At 67.4% G+C, this 20286-nt stretch carries 16 protein-coding genes; 6 read left to right on the top strand and 10 right to left on the bottom strand.

Annotated features, from left to right (window positions below; translation table 11 throughout):
- Nucleotides 1-7905, top strand: a 7905-nt coding sequence (locus tag K2X73_RS08335) for an IPT/TIG domain-containing protein (protein ID WP_294109896.1), incomplete at its 5' end; no start/stop codon positions are given.
- A gap of 296 nt (nucleotides 7906-8201) precedes the next feature.
- Here the strand turns inward: K2X73_RS08335 and pyrF are convergent.
- Both pyrF and K2X73_RS08325 read right to left on the bottom strand, forming a co-directional pair.
- A complete protein-coding gene (gene pyrF / locus K2X73_RS08330) occupies nucleotides 8202-8873 on the bottom strand; it encodes an orotidine-5'-phosphate decarboxylase (RefSeq protein WP_294109894.1) in 672 nt (223 codons plus the stop codon).
- Nucleotides 8870-9196: a hypothetical protein gene (locus K2X73_RS08325; protein ID WP_294109893.1), complete on the bottom strand. Its 327-nt coding sequence runs from the start codon at nucleotides 9194-9196 to the stop codon at nucleotides 8870-8872. The genes pyrF and K2X73_RS08325 overlap by 4 nt, the downstream gene beginning before the upstream one ends.
- Before the next feature lie 100 nt (nucleotides 9197-9296).
- Between K2X73_RS08325 and K2X73_RS08320 the strand changes: the two genes are divergently transcribed.
- The 3 genes from K2X73_RS08320 to K2X73_RS08310 are packed head-to-tail and all read left to right on the top strand — an operon-like array spanning nucleotide 9297 to nucleotide 11036.
- On the top strand, nucleotides 9297-9800 hold the full coding sequence (locus K2X73_RS08320; protein WP_294109891.1) for a CcdC protein domain-containing protein: 504 nt from the start codon (nucleotides 9297-9299) through the stop codon (nucleotides 9798-9800).
- A complete protein-coding gene (locus K2X73_RS08315) occupies nucleotides 9797-10423 on the top strand; it encodes a DUF938 domain-containing protein (RefSeq protein ID WP_294109888.1) in 627 nt (208 codons plus the stop codon). The genes K2X73_RS08320 and K2X73_RS08315 overlap by 4 nt, the downstream gene beginning before the upstream one ends.
- Entirely contained in the window at nucleotides 10410-11036 is a 627-nt protein-coding gene (locus tag K2X73_RS08310; RefSeq protein ID WP_294109886.1) for a TMEM175 family protein, read from the top strand. The genes K2X73_RS08315 and K2X73_RS08310 overlap by 14 nt, the downstream gene beginning before the upstream one ends.
- A gap of 10 nt (nucleotides 11037-11046) precedes the next feature.
- On the opposite strand, the gene K2X73_RS08305 is transcribed toward K2X73_RS08310, so the two are convergent.
- Entirely contained in the window at nucleotides 11047-13302 is a 2256-nt protein-coding gene (locus K2X73_RS08305; RefSeq protein ID WP_294109884.1) for a UvrD-helicase domain-containing protein, read from the bottom strand.
- A 56-nt stretch (nucleotides 13303-13358) separates the two neighbouring features.
- A complete protein-coding gene (locus K2X73_RS08300) occupies nucleotides 13359-14555 on the bottom strand; it encodes a glycosyltransferase (RefSeq protein ID WP_294109882.1) in 1197 nt (398 codons plus the stop codon).
- Between the two features lie 180 nt (nucleotides 14556-14735).
- Here K2X73_RS08300 and K2X73_RS08295 point away from each other — a divergent pair, with 180 nt between their 5' ends.
- On the top strand, nucleotides 14736-16373 hold the full coding sequence (locus K2X73_RS08295) for an inorganic phosphate transporter (protein ID WP_294109880.1): 1638 nt from the start codon (nucleotides 14736-14738) through the stop codon (nucleotides 16371-16373).
- A gap of 133 nt (nucleotides 16374-16506) precedes the next feature.
- Entirely contained in the window at nucleotides 16507-17160 is a 654-nt protein-coding gene (locus K2X73_RS08290; RefSeq protein WP_294109878.1) for a rhomboid family intramembrane serine protease, read from the top strand.
- Here the strand turns inward: K2X73_RS08290 and K2X73_RS08285 are convergent.
- The 6 genes from K2X73_RS08285 to K2X73_RS08260 form a co-directional block, all read right to left on the bottom strand.
- The gene (locus K2X73_RS08285; protein WP_294109876.1) at nucleotides 17145-18056 is read right to left on the bottom strand and encodes an alpha/beta hydrolase-fold protein; all 912 of its coding nucleotides are present in this window, start codon (nucleotides 18054-18056) and stop codon (nucleotides 17145-17147) included. The genes K2X73_RS08290 and K2X73_RS08285 overlap by 16 nt on opposite strands.
- A gap of 115 nt (nucleotides 18057-18171) precedes the next feature.
- Nucleotides 18172-18405, bottom strand: coding sequence for a DUF4170 domain-containing protein (locus tag K2X73_RS08280; protein WP_294109874.1), 234 nt, complete (start codon nucleotides 18403-18405; stop codon nucleotides 18172-18174).
- A 42-nt stretch (nucleotides 18406-18447) separates the two neighbouring features.
- Nucleotides 18448-18966 (bottom strand): hypothetical protein, encoded by a 519-nt coding sequence (locus K2X73_RS08275; RefSeq protein ID WP_294109872.1) that lies wholly within the window; start codon nucleotides 18964-18966, stop codon nucleotides 18448-18450.
- Nucleotides 18950-19255, bottom strand: a complete 306-nt coding sequence (locus K2X73_RS08270) for a hypothetical protein (protein WP_294109871.1) — start codon at nucleotides 19253-19255, stop codon at nucleotides 18950-18952. The genes K2X73_RS08275 and K2X73_RS08270 overlap by 17 nt, the downstream gene beginning before the upstream one ends.
- Nucleotides 19252-19593: a phage holin family protein gene (locus tag K2X73_RS08265; protein WP_294109869.1), complete on the bottom strand. Its 342-nt coding sequence runs from the start codon at nucleotides 19591-19593 to the stop codon at nucleotides 19252-19254. The genes K2X73_RS08270 and K2X73_RS08265 overlap by 4 nt, the downstream gene beginning before the upstream one ends.
- 5 nt (nucleotides 19594-19598) lie before the next feature.
- On the bottom strand, nucleotides 19599-20177 hold the full coding sequence (locus K2X73_RS08260; protein ID WP_294109867.1) for a hypothetical protein: 579 nt from the start codon (nucleotides 20175-20177) through the stop codon (nucleotides 19599-19601).
- Nucleotides 20178-20286: the final 109 nt, after the last annotated feature.

Genomic DNA, 20286 nt, shown 5'->3' with positions numbered 1-20286 from the left:
ACTTATGTAACCCCCGCGCCGACCGTCACGGCGGTGACGCCCAACAGCGGCAGCACGGCGGGCGGAACGGTGGTGACGCTGACCGGCACCGACTTCACCGGGGCGACCGGCGTGACCTTCGGCGTGACGGCGGCAGCGAGCTTCACGGTCAACAGCGCCACCTCGATCACGGCGACGGCGCCCGCGGGGGCGGCGGGGACGGTCAACGTCCGGGTGACGACGGCGGGCGGCACGAGCGCGACGGCAGCGGCCAACCAGTTCACTTATGTAACCCCCGCGCCGACCGTCACGGCGGTGACGCCCAACAGCGGCAGCACGGCGGGCGGAACGGTGGTGACACTGACCGGCACGAACTTCACCGGGGCGACCGGCGTGACCTTCGGCGTGACGGCGGCAGCGAGCTTCACGGTCAACAGCGCGACATCGATCACGGCGACCGCACCGGCAGGCGCGGCGGGGGTGGTCAACGTCCGGGTGACGACGGCGGGCGGCACCAGCGCGACAGGCGTTGCGAACCAGTTCACTTATGTGACCCCGGCGCCGACCGTCACGGCGGTCGCGCCCAACAGCGGCAGCACGGCGGGCGGGACGGTCGTGACTCTGACCGGCACAAACTTCACCGGGGCGACCGCCGTGAGCTTCGGGGGCACGGCGGCAGCGAGCTTCACTGTCAACAGCGCCACTTCGATTACGGCGACTGCACCTGCCGGGGCAGCGGGCGTGCTCAACATCACGGTCACGACCCCAGGCGGCACGAGCGCGGCGGCAGCCGCGAACCAGTTCACATACGTTACGCCTGCTCCCACCGTGACCGGGCTGACACCGAACAGCGGCAGCACGGTGGGCGGCAATCTGGTCATCATCAACGGCACCGGTTTCACCGGCGTCACGGGCGTAAATTTTGGTGGCGTGCCGGCAACGGGTGTATTCGCGCTCACGTCAACCGTGATCCAGGCGGTGGCGCCGGCGGGCGCGGCGGGGACCGTCAACGTGACCGTCACCACCGCAGCCGGAACCAGCGCTGCGGCACCGGCGAATCAATATACCTATACAACGCCTGCGCCCACGGTCACCGCCATCAGTCCGACCTCGGGCAGCACGGCGGGCGGCACGGTGGTGACGCTGACGGGTACCAACTTCACCGGCGCCACGGCTGTCTCCTTTGGCGGCTCGGCGGCGACAAGCTTCACCGTCAACAGCGCGACCTCGATCACCGCGACAGCTCCGGCAGGTGCGGCGGGGACGGTCAACATCACCGTGACGACGCCCGGCGGTACGAGCGCGACGGCGGCGGCGAACCAGTTCACCTATGTCGCGCCAGCGCCAACGGTTACGGCTATCACGCCCAATTCTGGCAGCACGGTGGGCGGCACGGCGGTGACGCTGACGGGTACCAACTTCACCGGCGCGACGGCTGTCTCCTTTGGCGGCGCGGCGGCGGCAAGCTTCACCGTCAACAGCGCGACCTCGATCACCGCGACAGCTCCCGCAGGTGCGGCCGGGACCGTCAACGTGGCCGTGACGACTCCGAGCGGTACTAGTGCCGCTGCGGCTGCGAACCAGTTTACCTACGTCTTGCCCGCGCCAACGGTGACTGGGATCGCCCCCAACACCGGGTCCACGTCCGGCGGCACGGTCGTGACTCTAACCGGAACCAATTTCATCGGTACGACCAGCGTTAGCTTTGGCGCGACGCCGGCGACTTCCTTCACCGTGAACAACGCGACCTCGCTCACGGCAATCGCACCCAACGGTACCGCCGGCGTGGTCAACGTCCGCGTGACGACTGGAGGCGGTACCAGCGCGACGGCCGCAGGGAACCAGTTCACCTACGTCACGCCCGCTCCGACGGTGACCGCAGTGACGCCAAACACGGGCAATACCGCGGGTGGGACGGTTGTGACGCTAACCGGCACCGATTTCACTGGCGCGACGAGCGTGAGCTTTGGGGCGACAGCGGCCGCGAGCTTCGTTGTCAATAGCGCGACCTCGATCACCGCGACTACTCCGGCGGGGGCGGCGGGGACGGTCAACGTTCGGGTGACGACCGGTGCTGGGACGAGCGCAATCGCTGCCGCCAATCAGTTCACTTATGTGACGCCGGTGCCCAACGTCACGGCGGTTACGCCGAATACCGGCACCACCGCCGGCGGCACGGCGGTGACGTTGACGGGAACCGGGTTTGCCGGAGCGACCGCGGTGCGGTTCGGCACGACTGCGGCAACGGGCTTCACGGTCAATAGCGACAGTTCGATCACGGCCACCGCGCCGGCTGGCAGCGGGTCTGTGAACATTACGGTCACGACTCCGGCAGGCACCAGTCTTGCCACTGGCGTTAACCAATTCACCTATGTCGCTCCCGCGCCGACGGTAACGGCACTGGCCCCCAGTTCGGGACCGATCAATGGCGGCACGAACGTGGTCATCACCGGCACAAATCTCACCGGAGCGACCGGTGTGAGCTTTGGAGGCCGGCCGGCGACGTTCTTCTTCGTCAACAGCCCGACCCAGATTAGCGCGGTTTCCCCGACGGCGCCCGGACCGGCGGCGTTTAACGTGCAAGTCACGACGCCGAGCGGGATCAGCGCTCCGGGGCCACAAAACGTATTTACCTACCTGCCGGTACCAACCGTAACCGGTGTGTCGCCCGCTACGGGTGTCGCCACAGGCGGTACGGTCGTCGCGCTCACCGGGACTGGCTTTACCGGCGTGTCCGCCGTGAGCTTTGGCGGTGTTCCGGCGACGAGCTTCACGGTCAACAGCGCGACCTCGATCACCGCGACGGCGCCTCCAGGGGCAGTGGGTACGGTCAATATCACTGTCGCTGCCAGCGGCGGCACCAGCGCCACTGCAGCCGCCAATCAGTTCACTTATGTCGCCCCCACGCTGGTGCTATCGCCGACGGCGCTGACGGCGCCGGTTTATGGCAGTGCGTATAACCAAACTATCACCGCTATCGGAGGCAACGGCAGTTACAGTTTCTCCGTCACGGCGGGCGCCTTGCCCGCCGGACTGACACTTTCAACCAGCGGGGTGCTCTCCGGTACGCCCACCGCTGCGGGAACGTTCAACTTCACCATCACGGCGACCGACACGTCGGCGACCCCGCTGACTGGAGCACGTCCGTATAGTGTGACGATCGCGGCACCGACCATTGCCGTCACACCGGCAAGTCTCGTGGCGGTGGTAAATCCCTCACCCGGTAACAGCTACACGGCGGCCTTAAGCGCGACCGGCGGGATCGGGCCTTATAGCTTCGCGGTGACCGCGGGTACGGTCCCGCCAGGGCTGACCGTTTCGAACGCCGGGGTCTTCGCGGGCACGCCGACCGCCGGCGGCAGCTTCACCTTTACCGTAACGGCGACCGATGCGGGCGGCTTCACTGGTAGCCGCGTTTATACGGTCCCGGTCAATGCGCCGTCGCTCGCGCTGACGCCGACCACCCTCCCCAACGGAACAGGTGGAACCCCGTACAGCCAGACCATCGGCGTGATCGGCGGTGGGACCGCGCCGTTCACCTTCAGTCTGACCGCCGGCGCGCTGCCGCCTGGGCTCACATTGTCGAACTCGGGCACGCTCTCTGGAACGCCGAGCGCGCCGGGCAGCTTCAATTTCACGGTTACCGCCCTCGACAGCAGCACCGGGACGGGTCCATACAGTGTAAGTCAGGCCTACACCGTTGCTATCGGGGCGGGCAGCCAGACGATCAGCTTCACGTCAACCGCGCCAACTAGCGCAACGGTCGGTGGCACCGGCTACACCCCGATCGCGACAGCGACGTCGGCGCTACCGGTCACCTTTACGATCGATGCCGCCAGCACCGGTGTTTGCTCGATCGCCGGCGGCGTGGTGAGCTTTGTTGGCGCAGGCACCTGCACGGTGAATGCGAACCAGGCCGGCAACGGCGCCTTCTCCGCAGCACCCCAAGTTCAGCAGAGCTTCGCCGTCGGGCGCGCGAGCCAGACGATCAGCTTTACGTCGGCCGCGCCCACCGGCGCAACCGTGGGCGGCGCAACCTATACGCCGCTGGCGTCGGCAACCTCGGGCCTAGCCGTGGCCTTCAGCATCGACGCGACCAGCACCGGGGTCTGCACGATCTCGAGCGGGGTGGTGAGTTTCACGGGGGTCGGCACATGCCGGATCAACGCCAACCAGGCCGGGAACGCCGCCTTTAGCGCGGCGCCGCAGGTGCAGCAAAGCTTCGCAGTTGGCGCGCCGACGATCACGCTCACGCCCACGGCCCTACAGCCGGCGACGGTCGCGACGCCGTTCAGCGCGACGCTCTCGGCGGGCGGTGGCGCCGCGCCCTATAGTTTTGCAGTGACCGGCGGTGCGCTCCCAGCCGGGATGGCGCTCTCGACCGGCGGCACGCTCTCCGGTACCCCGAGCGCGGGCGGCACATTCACATTTACCGTCACCGCGACCGATGCCGCTGGTTTTACCGGCGCTCGCGCCTTCACGCTTACCGTCGCGGCACCAACTGTTACCGTCGGGCCCGCAAGCCTGCCGGGTGGCCGCGTCGGGCAAAGCTACGCCCAGGCCCTCGCCGCGGCGGGCGGCACCGCGCCTTATCGCTTCGCTGTCACCGCCGGCGCGCTGCCGGCCGGGCTCACGCTTGCGGCCGATGGTGGCCTCAGCGGCAGGCCGACCGCTGCAGGAAGTTTTACCTTTACCGTTACCGCTACCGATACCAGCACGGGCAGCGGCCCCTATAGCGGGAGCCAAGCCTATACGGTGAGCATCGCCGAGGCAGCGCCGATCGCCGGCGCGGTGAACGCGACGGCCGCCTATGGCAGCAGCGCCAACCTGATCACGCTGGCTCTTAGCGGTGGCCCTGCGACCTCGGTGAGCGTCGCATCCCCGCCCGCCAACGGTACCGCTACCGCCAATGGCACGAGCATTGTCTATACGCCGTCACCGACCTTCATCGGCACCGACAGCTTCACCTATACTGCGACTGGCCCAGGCGGAACCTCAGCACCGGCGACCGTGACAATTGCCGTCTCGCCGCCGCCACCGCCGGTCGCCACGAATGTGAGCGTCACGACGGCTTACCAAACGGCGCGCGCCCTCGATTTGGCGGGATCGGTGACGGGAGTCTCGACTAGCGTTGCCATCGCGACGCCGCCGACGCGCGGCACCGCGACGCTCGCCGGCACGACCGTGACCTACACCCCGGCGGCTGGTTTCATCGGCACCGACACATTCACTTTCACCGCGACCGGGCCTGGTGGCACATCGGCACCGGCGACCGTGACGGTTATCGTCTCGCCGCCGCCGCCGCCGACCGTCGCCAATGTCACGACGACCACGCCCTACCAAACGGTACGATCGATCGATTTGGCGCCGTCGGTCACGGGTGTTTCGAGCAGTCTCGCCATCGCGACGCCGCCAACGCGCGGCACCGCGACGCTCGCCGGCACGACAGTTACCTACACGCCGGCCGCGGGCTTTATCGGCACCGACAGTTTCACCTACACCGCGACCGGGCCGGGTGGGACCTCGGCGCCGGCTACGGTGAGCGTAACGGTCGCGCCGCCCCCACCTCCGGTTGCGAGCAACGTCACCGTTAGCACGCCGTTCCAAACCGCGCGCGCGATCGACCTGGCGCCTTCGGTCACCGGCGTCTCGACAAGCATCGCGATCGGTGCGGCGCCCACGCGCGGCACCGCGACGGTCAGCGGCACGACCGTGACTTACACGCCAGCCGCCGGCTTCTTCGGCGCCGATAGCTTCACCTACACCGCGACCGGACCGGGCGGCACGTCGGCCCCGGCCACGGTGACGATCACGGTGGCGACGCCGCCTCCGCCGACCGCGGCTGGTACGAGCGCCTCGACGCCGTTCGAGACACCGCTGCCGATCGACGTCGCCCGGCTGGTGACAGGGGTCTCGACCGGCATCGCCATCGCCACGGCACCTGCCAACGGCACCGCCACGGTGAGTGGCACGGTAATTACTTATACTCCGGCGCCCGATTATGCCGGCACCGACAGCTTCACTTATAGCGCAACCGGCCCGGGTGGAACCTCGGCGCCCGCGACGATCACCCTGACCGTCGCGCCGCTGCCACCGCCCGCGCCCGCACCGCGTCAGGCGACAACCGACAGCAACCGCAGCGTGACCTTCGATGTCACCACCGGGTTGCGTGGTGCGCCCTTCACCGTCGCGATCGCTACGCCACCGCCGAGCGGCCGGGCGAGCGTGCAGGGTGGGGTAATCAGCTTCACGCCGGCGCCCGATTCCCCCGCCAACGTCCGCTTCACCTTCACCGTCACCAGCCGCTTTGGCACTTCGCAGCCGACGCCGATCGATGTTGCGGTGAACGTTGTGCCCGTGCCGGTGCCGCTGAAGAGCGCGCAGACGCTCGCGGGCACTAGTGTGACGGTCAGCCTCTCTGACGGCGCGACCGGTGGACCGTTCACCGCTGCGGCGCTGGTCGGCCCGCTTGATCCGGCGATGGGCAGCGCGGCCATCACGCGCCAGGGTAATGGCTTGGTGCTGACCTTCACCGCCGGGCAAACCTTCTCGGGTCTCGCGCGGATCAGCTACACGCTCAGCAACAGCTACACGACGTCAGTGCCGGCGGTGGTCGAGGTGACCGTCAATGCACGGCCCGATCCCACTACCGATCCCAATGTCCGTAGTATCGTCGATACTCAGGTGCAGACCAGCCAGCGTTTCGCTACCCAGCAGATCCGCAATATCGACGGCCGCTTGCAGCAGCTCCACGATGGCGGTGGGACGGGTTTCACCAACCAGCTCTCGCTGGGCGGCAACATCTTCACGCACTATGCGCTTGGCGACCGGGCACTGATCGACGCTTTCACCAGCTACAACCCCTATGCTCGATTGGGCTTCGAGGGCGGTTATAACGCGCTCGCTGGCGGTGCGGGCAGATCGTCGGCCCTACGCGGCGATGTGGGCAGTTTCGGCGGCGGTGTTCGCCAAGCGAGCGCGATCCGCGGCACCGGGCTTGGGGCGCTCGTGGCGGGCGATGCGAGCGCGCTCGATCGGCTCGACAGCGCCGAACTGCTCCAGGCAGCCGGCACCAAGAGCTATGGCGGCGGGGACAATCCCTTCGGTGCGTGGCTCGGCGGGTCGCTTGAGTTTGGTACACGTGACGCGGTAGGTGGAAATGGTGCCTTCCGCTTCACCACTGGTGGGGTCACCGGCGGGCTGGACTATCGCTTCAGCGATAAGTTTATCCTCGGCGGCAGCATCGGCTATGGCCAGGACCTGACCGATCTGGCGAACGGCCAGGGCCGCGTCAGCTCGCAGCAGTATAGCGGCTCGATCTATGCAAGCTCGCAGCCGGCGCCGCGCTTGTTCATCGATGGATTGTTCGGCTACGGTCGGACGAGCTTCGATACCCGCCGCCTTGCCCAGCAGACCGGGGCAACGATCACCCGCAGTCGCGACTCCGAGCAAATCTTCGCGTCGCTTAATATCACCTATGAATATCGCGGCGGGCGGCTGTGGTTGGCGCCCTATGGCCGGGTCGATTTCGTCGGCGCGACGCTGTTTGATTACGCCGAGCGGGGTGACGCGGTGTATGCGCTGCGGGTGCTCGATCAGTCGAGCTCGCTCGTTACCGGTGCGGCCGGCTTCCGCCTGCGCTATTCGCTGCCATTCGCGGGCGGCACGCTGACCCCGACCTTCCGGGCCGAGGTGCAATATGATCTCGAGCAGGGCGGTGCGGCTCGGTTGCGCTACGCGGATTTGAGCAACGGCTTCATCTACAGCTTCTCCTCGCAGCAATATGCCCGCACGCGGGGATTGTTCGGGGGCAGCCTATCGTATTTCATGCCGCGCGGGGTGCGGCTGAAGCTGGACTACGAAGGTACGGCGATGAGCAATGGGACGAACCACCTCTTCCGCTTCACGACCGGGGTGGCGTTCTGAAGGGCGAGGGGCGGGGCAGACCGCCCCTCGCGGTCTATTGAGCGTCGACGGGCGGCTTGCCCCGTCGGTGATTGGGCACAGGCGAAGCGGAAGGTTATCGTCCGAGCTAATCCGTTCGCGACATGGAACGGCTATGGCCGCGCCGACGATGCACCTCCTTTGCTCGCCCAGCGGAATACCCTCGCTCAACTCTGCTGGGGTGGCGGAAAACAACGCTAATGACGCCGCATCGAAGCAGGCCGGCCTTGTGGAGAACGAGAGTTTTCCGCCCGCCAGTGGCGTCGTTAGCGGACGCCCTACAGCGTCGCCTCGATCGCGCGCGCGGCTTCGGCGGGGTCTTCAGCCTGAGTGATGGGGCGCCCGATCACGAGCATCGAAGCACCCGCGTCGCTTGCCGCGCGAGGAGTGACGACGCGTTTTTGATCGCCTGCCGCGCTAATCGCCGGACGCACTCCGGGCACGACCAAAAAGCCCTTGGGCCAAGCCTTGTGGACCGCGCCAACCTCTTCGCCCGAACAGACGATACCATCCACACCGGCGCTCCGCGCGAGCTCGGCCAGATGCAGCACTTGCACGTGTGGATCTTGGGCAACGCCTATCGAGCGCAGATCATCGCTGTCTAGGCTGGTCAGCGTCGTCACCGCGACCACTTTGGTGCCCGCCGGCGCGGCCGCCTTGGCATCCTCCAGCATGGCGCGACCGCCGCTCGCATGGACCGTCAATACCGCTGGCGCGAGCGGCCGCAGCGTCTGCACCGCCTTGGCAACCGTATTGGGGATGTCGTGCAGCTTCAAATCAAGGAAGATTGGCAGGCCGAGCGTAGCGATCTCGTGCACGCCCGCCTGGCCATTGGCCAGAAAGAATTCGAGGCCCAACTTCACCCCACCGACATGCCGCTTCACCGCTTGCGCAACGGCTCTCGCGCGGGCGAGATCAGGCGTATCGAGCGCGACGAAAATCTTGTTCATGCACCCCCCGGCGGCACCGCGCCTGGTATGGCGACGGGCGGCGGCGTGGACTCGCTCGACGGTGGGAGCATCGCCCCGCGCAGATCGGCCATCGCGCGCTCGGCGCTGTTCAGCCGCTGCCGCATCCGCCAGCGCACCGCGTGATGCCAAAGCAGCATCGGCATCAACCCGGCGAGAAAAGTAGCGATCAGCAGCAGCGGCAGGTTCACGTCCGCCACCAGATCGGCCCAGAGGTTAAGCCGTACCGTGGTCCAGTTGCCGTGAATGAACAGGGCGGCCACCACCGCGACGAGGAACCAGAGCAGGGTTTTCAAGAACTGCATGGCCTGGAGCTTAAGCAAGCGCGGCGTGCTTTACCAGCCTCATGGACGCGGCCGGCGATGGCGTTTGCTTCGCACGTAACGCTTGCCTAGGATCGCGCCCATGCCGACCCATGGCCCGACCCCGACACTGATCTTCATCGCCATGCTGGCGTTCGTGTTCGCGCTCAGGGCGAGGCGGATGCAGCGTGGCCGGCGGTTAAGGGTCGAGTTCCTTTGGGTAATGCCGTTGCTGATCGGCATGATGGCGGCGGCGATGTTCGCCTTTACCCCCGTCACCCCCCTCGTGCTGGCGCTGAGCTTGATCGGGCTCGGCTTAGGAGCGCTGCTTGGCTGGCAGCGGGCGCGATTGGTGAGGATCGAGGTTGATCCCGTCACGCATGAGCTGAGCCAGCGCGAGTCGCCGCTGGCCCTCCTTTTCCTCCTCGGGATCGTCGGCCTCCGCGCGGTGCTGCGCAATATCGGCGCACAGGAGGCGGCGGTGTTTCACGTGAGTGCACTGATTGTGACTGATGCGCTGGTCGCGCTCGCGTTCGGCCTGGTCGCGACCCAACGGCTGATGCTGTTCCTGCGCGCACGGGCGCTGCTTGCCGAGCTTCGGGCGTGAGCGACCCGACACCGTGGATCGCGGCGGAGGACAGCGGCGCGGCCAAGAAGCACGCTCCCGCGACGCTGCGCAACCGCGATGTGATTCTGTCAGTGCTGTGCGAAGTGCTGCCTGCCGCCGGGCTGGTGCTGGAGGTGGCCAGCGGATCGGGCGAGCATATCGCTTATTTCGCGGAAAGCCTGCCCCGGCTTGAATGGCAGCCGAGCGATCCCGCGCCTGCAGCGCTCGCCTCGATCGCGGCGTGGAGCGCGGGGATCGCCAATGTCCGCCCACCGCTCGCGCTCGATGCTGCGGCCGCCGAGTGGCCTCTCGCGCGCGCCGATGCGATGCTGTGCATCAACATGGTGCATATCAGCCCTTGGCAAGCGACACTTGGCTTGTTCGCGGGGGCCGCGCGGCTGCTCGCGTCCAACGCACCACTGTACCTATACGGCCCGTTCCACCGCGCCGGAGTTACGACCGCCGAAAGCAATTTGGCGTTCGACGCCAATCTGCGCGCGCGCGACCCCGCCTGGGGCCTGCGCGCGGTGGAGGACGTGACTGCAGCAGCGCAGGGTTTTGAGCTGACCCAACTGGTCGAAATGCCGGCTAATAATCTCAGCTTGGTCTATGTCCGCCGGTGACGTGACGACCCAGCGGCTCGATGCTTTTGCCGACGCCGCCTTCGCTTTCGCCGTATCGCTGATGGTCGTCGGCGCCGGGGCGCCGGCCGTTGACGCAAAGATGCTCGCTGCCTCGATCGCCGCGATTCCCAGCTTCGGGATCGGTTTCGCGATCATCGTGATGTTCTGGCACACCCATGCCCGCTGGCGTGCACTTCGCGGGCCGGGTGAAATGCGCGCGACGTTGTTGACGCTGGCGCTGATCTTCGTGGTGCTGATCTATGTCACGCCGCTGCGAGCGATGGCACAGAGCTTCGCCGCGTTTCTCGGCGGGCGTGGCGGCGGGTTCGAGGGCGGACTGGGGCGGCTGTTTGCGATTTACGGCAGCGGTTTCGTGGCCATGGCGGCGCTCACCGCCCTGTTGTTCGTCGATGTTGCCGCCAGCGCAGATCGCGTCGCAGCGGTGCGCGCCCAGGCACGCGGCGAGGCGATCATTTGGGGGATCGCGGCGGTCACCGGAGCGATCTCCACGCTGATGTCGCTTCAGCGTGCGACGGAATTTCATGCCCCCTGGGTTTATGCCAGCCTGCCGCTCACGATCGGCCTGTTTGCCTGGCGTTATCGCTGGAACTGAACGCGGCGCTTCACCCAAGGCTCACGAAGCTGTCGATCACGCGCTTGCGGCCGGCGTTCTCGAAATCGATCTCAAGTTTGTTGCCCTCGATCTCGGCGATTGCGCCATAGCCGAATTTCTGGTGGAATACGCGCATCCCCACCGCCAGATCGTCGCGCCCCTTGTTGCCCAGGCTGACGGCGGAGGCGCGTGCCTCCACGATGCGCGCGGGCTCGCGGACATAGCTGGTGCTCGCGCGCTGCCAGCCGGGCCCGCGGGTGGTGCCTCGCGCGACATCGGCGAAGGGATCGCCCTGGGTCGACCAGTTGGCGCGCCATAAGCTTTCGCCGCCGGCCATCGTGGTTTCGCTCTCGACATGAGGGGGCGGAAGCTCGCCGACGAAGCGGCTTGGGATGCTCGACGTCCACTGGCCATAGATGCGCCGGTTAGCGGCATGAAGAATGATCGCGCGGCGGCGGGCGCGAGTGATGGCGACATAGGCTAGGCGCCGTTCCTCCTCGAGCGCGGCGGTGCCGCCTTCGTCGAGCGAACGCTGCGAAGGGAAGACACCTTCCTCCCAGCCCGGCAGGAAAACGGTGCCGAACTCCAGCCCCTTGGCGGCGTGGATCGTCATGATCGTCACCCGGCCTTCGTTGGCGGCGGCATCATTATCCATGACGAGGCTGACGTGTTCCAGGAACGCGCCAAGTGATTCATACTCCTCCATCGCGCGGACGAGTTCGTTCAGATTTTCAAGCCTGCCGGACGCCTCGACTGACTTTTCGGCCTGGAGCGCGGCGGTGTAGCCACTTTCGTCGAGGATTTGCCGCGCGAGATCGGGATGGTCGAGATCGTTCGCCATCGTCCGCCAGCGCGCGAGATCGCCGACGAAGTTGCCGAGCGAACGTCGCGCGGCGGGCGTAAGTTCATCGCTGTCGAGTAGTCGCGCGGCGGCGATCGACAGCGGCACGCCCATCGCCCGCGCCGCCTGGTGGATCTTCGCGACCGCCTTGTCGCCCAACCCGCGCTTGGGAACGTTGACGATGCGCTCGAACGCCAAATCGTCGGCACCTTGGTTCACCAGCCGGAGATAAGCGAGCGCGTCGCGGATCTCGGCGCGTTCGTAGAAGCGCACCCCGCCGACAATGCGGTAATTCAGCCCGATGGCGATAAAGCGATCCTCGAACTCGCGCGTCTGGTGCTGCGCGCGCACCAGGATCGCGATGTCGTCGAGCGATTGCCCCCGGCGTTCGGCCGCCTCGATCTCCTCGGCGACCCGGCGTGCTTCCTCGGGGCCGTCCCACACGCCGATCACACGCAGCTTATCACCGCCCTCGGCCGCGGTCCAAAGGGTCTTGCCAAGCCGGCCGCTATTGTTCGCGATCACGCCCGAGGCGGCGGCAAGGATATGCTCGGTGGAGCGATAATTCTGCTCGAGGCGGATTACCTTGGCGCCCGGAAAGTCGCGCTCGAACTTCAGGATGTTCTCCACCTGCGCCCCGCGCCACGAATAGATTGATTGGTCGTCGTCGCCCACGCAGCAGATATTCTTGCGCTCCTGCGCGAGCAGCCGCAGCCAGAGATATTGGACGCTGTTGGTGTCCTGATACTCGTCAACCATGATGTAGCGGAAGCGCTGCTGATATTGCTCCAGCACCGCGCGCTCGCGGCGCAGAATGACAAGCATGTGCAGCAATAAATCGCCGAAATCGCAGGCGTTGAGCGCGATCAGCCGCGCCTGATAGGCGGCGTAGAGTTCCTGCCCACGCCCATTGGCATAGGCCTCGGCATCGCCGGCATCGAGATCGGCGGGGGATAGCCCGCGATTTTTCCACCCGTCGATCGCGCCCGCGAGCTGGCGCGCCGGCCAGCGCTTCTCGTCGATCTCAGCGGCGGCAATCAGCTGTTTCAGCAGGCGCAACTGGTCGTCGGTATCGAGGATGGTGAAATTGGGCTGCAACCCTACCAGTTCGGCGTGGCGGCGTAGCATCTTTGCGCCGATCGCATGGAATGTGCCGAGCCAGGGCATCCCCTCCACCGCTTCGCCGACCAGCCGGCCGACACGCTCGCGCATTTCGCGCGCCGCCTTGTTGGTGAAGGTGACGGCCAGGATCTCGCTCGGCCAGGCCTTGCGCATGTAGAGCAAATGCGCGAGCCGCGCGGTGAGGGCGGCGGTCTTGCCGGTGCCGGCGCCGGCGAGCACCAGCACCGGGCCGTCAGTGGTCAGCACCGCCTCGCGCTGCGGCGGGTTGAGACCCGCGAGATAAGGGGGATCGGCGTCGGTCATGCGCGAACGGGTAGGGAACGTGCGGGCAGCCCGCAATGGTTAATCTGCCGGTGCGCTCAAGCGAGCGCCGGCGCCCCGCGCACGACCCGCCGCATCACTGTGAGGTAGCCTAGCGCGCCTTCCTCCAGCGTGAAGCGGCGAACATAGTCGAGGCGCTCGTTGGCGGGAGCTGGGGCGGGGGGTGCCGCCATCGCCGCCGCCAGCGACTGAGCGTCCCCGACCGGCACCAGCGTGCCAAACACACCCTGGCCGAGCAGATCGCGCATCGACACGCTGCAATCGGTGGCCACGATTGGGAGCCCGGCGGCGAGTACCTCGATGATCACCGCAGGCACGCCTTCGAACAGTGACGACATCACGAACACGTCGCTCTCGGCCAGCCAGGGCTTCAGGTCGCTGACATGGCCTGGCATCGCGACGCGATCGGCGATGCCGAGCGCCGCCATCCGTGCTTCAAGCGCCGCGCGGTCGGGGCCTTCGCCCAGGATGGTCAATCGGTCTGCCGGCCCCGCCATGGCGGCGAACGCCTCAAGCAGCAGCGCGAAATTCTTCTGGGGCATCAGCCGGCCGATGGCGAGATAGCGGCGACCGCCATTCGGGCAGGGGGCGGGGCGGGGGAGCGCTGCAAGTTCGGCCAACTCCTCACCACGGAGCACGGGATCGTGCACCACATCGATTCGGTCGCGCGGCACGCCCATTGCTTCCGCGACTTCATCGACCATCGCTGGCGACATCGCCACGAAACGATCGAGCAGTCGCCCCTGCAACCAGCACCAGCGGCGGTAAGCAAAGCGAAGCAGTGGCGGCATGTCGAGCCGTACCAGATCGTTGCTAACTTTGGCGATCACCGGAGGGCAGGCAGCCCCCATCAGCAGCTTCATCGCGACGCCGACAGAGGTATAGGTGTTACCCGCGCAGAAAAGGACATCGGGCCGCTCGCGGCGCAGGATGGCCGGCAACTTGCGCATCATCCACCCCAGTGCAGATCCGCCCGCGAAGCCAGGAATCACCTCGATTGGCGCGCCCTGTGCGGCGGCGCGGGCGCTCCCACCGTCGCGGCCGACAATCACCCGCGCGGGCAAGCCAAGTTCGGCCCAGCGGGCGTTTAGGCGGAACGCAACGCGCTCCACCCCACCAGGATCGAAGCTATGTAGACAGGTAAGGATGCGCAGCGGTTGTGCCGCCGCGGGCGGGTGCCAGCCGCCGGTGAACCCGGCGTCGAGCGTCTCGATCGATAAGCTGTCCTGCCGCATACCCCCCTCCGCCCCGCAACCCGCTATAGGTTGTTGGCACCCCGCAACAACCCTGACCGTTCGTGCGCTCGCATTTAGCCGCGATACGACGCGGCGTCATCCTTGGTGAAGTTGCGTATCCGCGAAATGTGGCGGTGGTTAGTCACGGAACTGACATTATTCCCGGGCAACGCGGAGGCCATGGCAACGACTTTCGACCAGGGCGCCGCTGCGCCGCGCGGACCCCGGCTCAACGAGCCCAATCCGCTGCCCGCGCGCTTGCTGTTCCTCGCGGTGCTCGCTGGCGGTTTTGCCTATGCGGTGCTGAGCGTGCTGAGCGACGCGCGCGGCGCAGGGCAGGTGCTGGCGCCGGTCGTGCTGATGTTCCTGCTTGGGGCGCTGCTGATCGCGCTCGGCTTCGAGTTCGTGAATGGTTTCCACGATACCGCCAACGCGGTCGCGACCGTCATCTACACCCACTCCATGCCGGCGCAAGTCGCGGTAGTGTGGTCGGGTGTGTTCAACCTGATCGGCGTGCTGTGCTCGAGCGGGGCCGTGGCATATTCGATCATCACCTTGCTGCCGGTCGAGCTGATCCTGAACGTCGGTAGCAGTGCCGGCTTCGCGATGATCTTCGCGCTGCTTCTCGCGGCGGTGCTGTGGAATCTGGGCACTTGGTATGTCGGCCTGCCGAACTCGTCGAGCCACGCGCTGATCGGCTCGATTTTGGGCGTCGGCGTCGCCAATCAGCTTATCGCGGGCGGACTGGGTGGCACCTCGGGCGTGGAGTGGGGCCAGGCACAGAAGGTGCTGCTCTCGCTGTTCGTCAGTCCAATGGTAGGCTTTATCGGGGCGGCGCTGCTGCTGCGCCTGCTGATGCTCACCGTCCGCTCGCCCCGGCTGTACCGCGCACCGGTCGGGGAGGCGCCCCCGCCCTGGCCGATCCGGGCGCTGCTGGTGTTCACCTGCACCGCGGTCAGCTTCTTCCATGGCAGTAATGACGGGCAGAAGGGTATGGGGTTGATCATGCTGATCCTGATCGGCTGCGCCCCCACGGCCTACGCGCTCAACCGCACGCTGGAGCCGGCAAAGACGCCGGGCCTCATCCTGCAGGCGGACGCCGCCACCCGAGCATTCGGTGCGCATGGCGATGGCGTTCGGCCAAGCTTGGCGATCGCGCGCCAGCAGCTCGAGGCGGCCCTGAAGATCAAGGACGCCGCCCGCCCCGAGGTATTTGCCGCCGCCAGCACCGTCACCGCGCAAATCGCCGACCAGCTGCGCGTGCATGGCAGCCTGGGCTCGGTGCCGGCCGCCGGCATCGCTCCGCTGCGCCGGGATATGTATCTCGTGCTCGATACCGCCAAGCTCGCGTTGAAGGCGCCCGCCGCGACGACCAATTTCAGCGGCCCGGAGCACGACGCGATCAAGCAGTTCCAGGGCGGACTAGAGGCGAGCACGCGCTTCATCCCGCTGTGGGTGAAGATCGCCGTCGCGATCGCGCTGGGGCTCGGGACGATGGTTGGCTGGAAGCGGATCGTCGTCACCGTCGGCGAACGGATCGGCAAGACCCACCTAACTTACGCGATGGGCGCCTCGGCCGAGCTGATGGCGGCGGCGACGATCCTGCTCGCCGATGTGTTCGGCCAACCGGTATCGACCACGCATGTCCTGTCGAGCGGTGTCGCGGGCGCCTCGGTCGCCAATGGCGCGGGATTGCAGCGGCGAACGATCGCCAACATGGCGCTCGCCTGGCTGTTGACGCTGCCGGCGACGATCGTGCTGGCGGGGGGGCTTTATTGGGCCTTTCTGAGCATCGCTGAGGCAATGGGGACCGCGTGACGCGGCATGGTCGCGCTCGGCTCATTGCTACCCCCCGCGGATCGCTCGGTTGCGGGCATCGGAGAGGGCGCGGCCATGCCGGGGCGGGCATCGCCAATTGCGCCCACGGCCCCCGCGCCTATCTAAACCCTTGATGACACCACGCCCCGGCTTGCCGATTCCCGCCACCGCAACCAACATCATCGCGGGCGCGACCGCCGCCGTTTCCGCGCTTCTCATTCTAGGGAATGGGGTGGGGGCGGCGGGCGTGATCCTCGGCTTCGTCCCGCAGACCGTGACCCAGCCGGTCGCGCCGCCGCCGGGACTTTTCCTGGTGCCGGCATGGCTTACCCCGCTCACGGCGACCTTGGTCCATGCCGGTTGGACGCATCTGATCCTGAATCTGGTGATGCTTGTCTATTGCGGCCAACAGGTGGAGCGCGCGATCGGGCCGCGACTGCTCTCGCTGCTCTACGGCGTGGGTGCCTATGCCGCCGCGCTCGGGCAATGGGCGCTGGACCCAGTGAGTCTGTCGCCCATGGTCGGCGCGAGCGGCGCCACCTCGGCGTTGATCGCGGCCTATTCGCTGCTCTTCGCCGAGCGACCGGTTCCGGCGATCGGGCCGTTCCCATCGCGCGTGGTCCGCGTCGCCTGGCTCGCGGCGGCATGGATCGGGGTGCAGAGCCTGTTTGGCCTCGTCGCCGGCTTGGGCGGTAGCTCGATCGCGGTTGGGGCGCATATCGGTGGCTTCCTGGCCGGGCTCGCGCTCGCCCGGCCGCTGCTGCTCTGGCGCTATCGCCGCGCCTGAGACGCAGCACCGAAGAGGAAGCGCAATGCCCCAGGCAAGCGCGCCGCCCAGGCTGCTTCGTTGTGATGCGCGTTCGGCGCTATGACGAGTTTGGTCGTGCTCGACAGCAGACTGGCGGAGAGATTGGCCGCCAATGCGCGTGCACCTGCCACGACCCCGGCATTGAACCGCGCGGTATGGGCTCGTTCCGCCACGCTCGCCTTTGGCGGGGTCTGGAGTTCGGCGCCGCCCATGCCAATGAACACGCGGTTGGGTAGCGCGACGACATGCTCCGTATCGCGCAGCAATTGCCCGTTGCCGACCTGCAAGGACGGGCTCTCGATCAGCGCGCGCCCGAACAGATCGGGGTGGGCGAGGATCACCTGCAAGGTCGCGATCCCGCCATAGGAAGAGCCACCCAGCGCGCGCCCGTCGCGATCCTCGCGCACCGCATAGCGTTTGCCGATCAGCGGCAGCACCTCGTCGCGCAGCATCGTCGCCAGCTTCTGCCCTTCCACGGAGGCAGCATCGGCGTTGAAGGGATCAGGATAGGGTAGATATTCCTGCGCCCGTCGCGCGCCGCCGTTATCGATGCCGACGATGATGAGCGGCGGTATGTCGCCGCGCGCGATCGCTTGGCTCGCCACCTCGTCCGCGGTCCATTCCTGGTTGCCATAGCCAGTGCAGCGATCGAACAGGTTCTGCCCGTCGAACATGTAGAGCACGGGGTAGCGCTTGGCGGGATCATAGCCCTGGGGCAGCCAGACGCGAAGCTTGCGCGCGCCCGGGAAGGTTTTGCTGTCGAAGTCGATCAGCTCAAGTCTGCCCACCACGCTCGGCTGGCAAGCCGGCGGATCGGCAGCCATCGTGGCTTGCGGGATGGCGGAAAGCGCGGCGAGCAGCAGCAGACGGTACATAAATCCTCCCTGTCCGTTGGCGTAATGGGTTGGGCAGGGAAGACAAGCGTGTATTATGTCAACGGCACACTGGAAATCCAGCGTGTTCGAGGGATAGTGTTGTCGATACAGGCACTTAGCTCTGGGGAGTCCGGGCGATCAGATCGGGTTCGAGCAGCCGGTGGAGATGGACGACGACATATTTCATCTCGGCATCATCCACCGTGCGTTGCGCGGCGGCGCGCCAGGCTTTCTCGGCACTGGCGTAGTCCGGAAAGATGCCGACGACCTCGATAGAGCCGAGGTCGTCGAAATCCAGCGTCTGCGGGTCGCGCACGCGACCGCCGAAAACCAGGTGGAGCTTGCTCATGGGCTTCCTCTTGGAACCAGTGGGAAGCCCGCCGATAGCGGCTCAGCCCTGATCTTTGAAGCCCTGCCGCGCACCGTCCCGCCCCGCTTGCGCGGCGGCGTTTCCAGCGCTTTTCGCGGCGCTAACCGCTTGTTCGAAAAGCTTTTTCACCTGGTCGCGCGCGGCATCGCGGCTGATGCCGTGGTTCGCCAGTTCGGCGGCGCCCGCATCGCGCGCGGCGCGGGCGGCGAGCGCCGCGCCTTCCTTCACCCGGCGCCCGACCGGGCCGAGCACCTTCGTCTCGCGTTCAGTGCGCGGCAACAGCGCGCCGGCGAGAACGCCGATCGCGAGGCCGCCGGCGAGCACCGCGAGCGGCGAATCCTCGATCGTGTCGGCGGTGCGGCGGGCGACGACCGCGGCGCTGTCCTTCACCGCGTCCGCGGCGTTGGCGGCCCCGTCCTTCACGGCGGTGACCGCGCTCGCCGCGCTGCCCTTCACCGCGGCGAGAGCGCCTTCCTTGGAGCCTGGCGCGCCGGTGCCGGGCGCCGTGGTCGCTGCATCATTACTATGCGTGTCCGTCATGTTCCGTCCTTCCCGGTGAATTCTTAGCCCCTGCCGTGCGCCGCCGGCGCAGCCAGAGGACGGCAAAAAACAGCCCCACGACGCTCCCGGCCACGCCCGGGCGCTGCCGGGCCGCCTCGAGCGAGGTCATGCCGAGCTTCAGCGCGCCCTGACGGGCACTGTCCGCCGCATCCTCGGCAAGCGCCTTGGGGGTGAGCCGCGCGCGCAGTTCATCGGCGGTCGCGCGGAACCGGGCGCGAGCCTGGTCGGCGGCCGCCTTGGCGGCGATCACCTCGGCTTGATCGCTCATGGCACCGCTTCCGGGCTGAAGGCCTTGCGCAACGCCGCTGCCCCGAGCGCGCCAAGAATGCCGGCGACGAGCAAAGTCCCGCCAACCACCGCTAGCGTCGCCCAACCAGGGCCGATCAGCACCGAAAGCGTCGCGATCAGCCCGACGAGCAGTGCGATCAGCGCCCCGATCGCGAGCAGGGCGGCGGCGACCAACAGGATCGCCGCGCTGCGCACCAGTGCCGCCCGGCCCGAAACCCGCGCGCGCACCAGCCGCAGCTCGGCGCGCGCGAAATCCATTCCCTCGGTACGAAGCCGCGAGAAGAGCGCGCCGATGCTTTCCTCGCCGCCCCCGGCCATGCCGATCAGGCGCCGGTGCCGTTCGTGCCGCCGCCGGCCGTCGTGTCGCCATCGCCGCCGGCCTTCACCACCCGCGCGATCACGAAACCGAGCGCCGCCGCGACCCCAATCGCGACCGCGGGCGATTTGCGGATGAATTCCTGGGCGTCGCCGATCAGCTCGTCGATGTCCTTGGCCTTCAGTTCCTCGGAAAAATTGCCGAGGCCCTGCGCCGCCGAACGGGCATATTGGCCATATTGCCCGCCCAGCTTCTGCTCGACCGTGCCGGCGGCATCTTCCATCAGCCGGGCGACTTCGCCGAGCGCGTCACCCGCGCGCGACTTGCCGGTGTCGGCGAACTGGCGCGCCTTGTCGCCCGCCTGGCGCGCGAACTGGCCGGCCTGCTCCTTGAAATTGCCGCCGCCGCCCGTGCCGCCGCTGCCCGTGCCGCCATTGGCGCCGCCGCCGCCCGCGCCCGTCGCGCCCAGCGTCTCGTCGAGGCCTTCGGTGCCGAAGCCTTCGCTGCCGGCCGCCGCGCCGCCGCTGGTTGCCCCGCCAAGCGGCTCCGACCCGATTTCAGGACCCGTCTGCGTTTGATCGGCCATCTTCTGCCCTTTCCGGTGAATGCCTTCCCCAACGGCTGCGCGGCGCGAGCGTTCCCGCGGGGACGAATTGCCGCCACGCCGGCGAGCCGCTACACGCGCCGCCAACCAC

Origin of the sequence: Sphingomonas sp. (assembly GCF_019746665.1) — a bacterium.
GTDB lineage: Bacteria > Pseudomonadota > Alphaproteobacteria > Sphingomonadales > Sphingomonadaceae > Sphingomonas.
The sequence above is the reverse complement of the archived record's forward strand: the minus strand, read 5'-3'. Positions and strand labels throughout refer to the sequence as shown.

What these genes read in the sequence shown, in the direction of transcription:
- pyrF (WP_294109894.1), bottom strand. Translation starts at nt 8,873, where the DNA reads ATGAACAAGATTTTCGTCGCGCTCGATACGCCTGATCTCGCCCGCGCG.
- K2X73_RS08325 (WP_294109893.1), bottom strand. Translation starts at nt 9,196, where the DNA reads ATGCAGTTCTTGAAAACCCTGCTCTGGTTCCTCGTCGCGGTGGTGGCC.
- K2X73_RS08320 (WP_294109891.1), top strand. Translation starts at nt 9,297, where the DNA reads ATGCCGACCCATGGCCCGACCCCGACACTGATCTTCATCGCCATGCTG.
- K2X73_RS08310 (WP_294109886.1), top strand. Translation starts at nt 10,410, where the DNA reads ATGTCCGCCGGTGACGTGACGACCCAGCGGCTCGATGCTTTTGCCGAC.
- K2X73_RS08305 (WP_294109884.1), bottom strand. Translation starts at nt 13,302, where the DNA reads ATGACCGACGCCGATCCCCCTTATCTCGCGGGTCTCAACCCGCCGCAG.
- K2X73_RS08300 (WP_294109882.1), bottom strand. Translation starts at nt 14,555, where the DNA reads ATGCGGCAGGACAGCTTATCGATCGAGACGCTCGACGCCGGGTTCACC.
- K2X73_RS08295 (WP_294109880.1), top strand. Translation starts at nt 14,736, where the DNA reads ATGGCAACGACTTTCGACCAGGGCGCCGCTGCGCCGCGCGGACCCCGG.
- K2X73_RS08290 (WP_294109878.1), top strand. Translation starts at nt 16,507, where the DNA reads ATGACACCACGCCCCGGCTTGCCGATTCCCGCCACCGCAACCAACATC.
- K2X73_RS08285 (WP_294109876.1), bottom strand. Translation starts at nt 18,056, where the DNA reads ATGTACCGTCTGCTGCTGCTCGCCGCGCTTTCCGCCATCCCGCAAGCC.
- K2X73_RS08280 (WP_294109874.1), bottom strand. Translation starts at nt 18,405, where the DNA reads ATGAGCAAGCTCCACCTGGTTTTCGGCGGTCGCGTGCGCGACCCGCAG.
- K2X73_RS08275 (WP_294109872.1), bottom strand. Translation starts at nt 18,966, where the DNA reads ATGACGGACACGCATAGTAATGATGCAGCGACCACGGCGCCCGGCACC.
- K2X73_RS08270 (WP_294109871.1), bottom strand. Translation starts at nt 19,255, where the DNA reads ATGAGCGATCAAGCCGAGGTGATCGCCGCCAAGGCGGCCGCCGACCAG.
- K2X73_RS08265 (WP_294109869.1), bottom strand. Translation starts at nt 19,593, where the DNA reads ATGGCCGGGGGCGGCGAGGAAAGCATCGGCGCGCTCTTCTCGCGGCTT.
- K2X73_RS08260 (WP_294109867.1), bottom strand. Translation starts at nt 20,177, where the DNA reads ATGGCCGATCAAACGCAGACGGGTCCTGAAATCGGGTCGGAGCCGCTT.